Origin of the sequence: Rhodococcus sp. R1101 (genome assembly GCF_000278445.1) — a bacterium.
GTDB classification, from domain to species: Bacteria; Actinomycetota; Actinomycetes; order Mycobacteriales; family Mycobacteriaceae; genus Rhodococcus; species Rhodococcus gordoniae.
Genome location: NZ_AJVB01000846.1, coordinates 1 through 815, shown reverse-complemented (window position 1 = coordinate 815; position 815 = coordinate 1). Strand labels below are relative to the sequence as shown.

The 815-nt window shown below is 67.5% G+C and carries 1 protein-coding gene; it reads right to left on the bottom strand.

Annotated features, from left to right (window positions below):
• Positions 1-815: glutamate--tRNA ligase (locus R1101_RS0124680; RefSeq protein ID WP_016935793.1), on the bottom strand; the 815-nt coding region annotated here is incomplete at both ends.

Below are 815 nucleotides of genomic sequence, written 5' to 3'. Positions count from 1 at the left end.
GGCGGCCGTGCGGAAGAGCGCGTCGTCGACGTCGGCCCCGATCCTGCCGTGCTCCACGAGATAGGTCTTCAGGCGCGCGGCGAACTCCGCCGGTTCGAGCAGGCGGATGTGCTCGGCGTTGATCGCGTCGGCCTTCTTCTGGTCGAACCGGGCCGGGTTCGAGTTGACCTTGGAGATCTCGAAGGCCGCGACCATCTCGTCGAGGGAGAACACGTCGCGGTCGTCGGCGAGACCCCAGCCGAGGAGGGCGAGGTAGTTGAGCAGGCCCTCGGGGATGAACCCGCGATCGCGGTGCAGGAAGAGGTTGGACTCCGGGTCGCGCTTGGAGAGCTTCTTGTTGCCCTGCCCCATCACGAACGGCAGGTGGCCGAACTCGGGTGTGAAATCGGTGACGCCGATGCGCTGCAGCGCCGCATACAGCGCGAGCTGACGCGGGGTCGACGACAGCAGGTCCTCACCGCGCAGGACGTGCGTGATCTTCATCAACGCGTCGTCGACGGGATTGACGAGCGTGTAGAGCGGGATGCCGTTGCCACGGGTGAGCGCGAAGTCGGGCACCGAACCCGCCTTGAAGGTGGTCTCGCCACGGACGAGGTCGTTCCAGGTGAGGTCCTCGTCGGGCATGCGCAGTCGCACGACCGGCTTCCGGCCCTCGTCGAGGAAGGCCTGCCGCTGCTCCGGGGTGAGGTCGCGGTCGAAGTTGTCGTAGCCGAGCTTCGGGTCGCGACCGGCGGCCTTGTGCCGCTCCTCGACCTCTTCCGGCGTCGAGAACGACTCGTAGGCCTCGCCGGCGCCGACGAGCTTCTGCACGATCT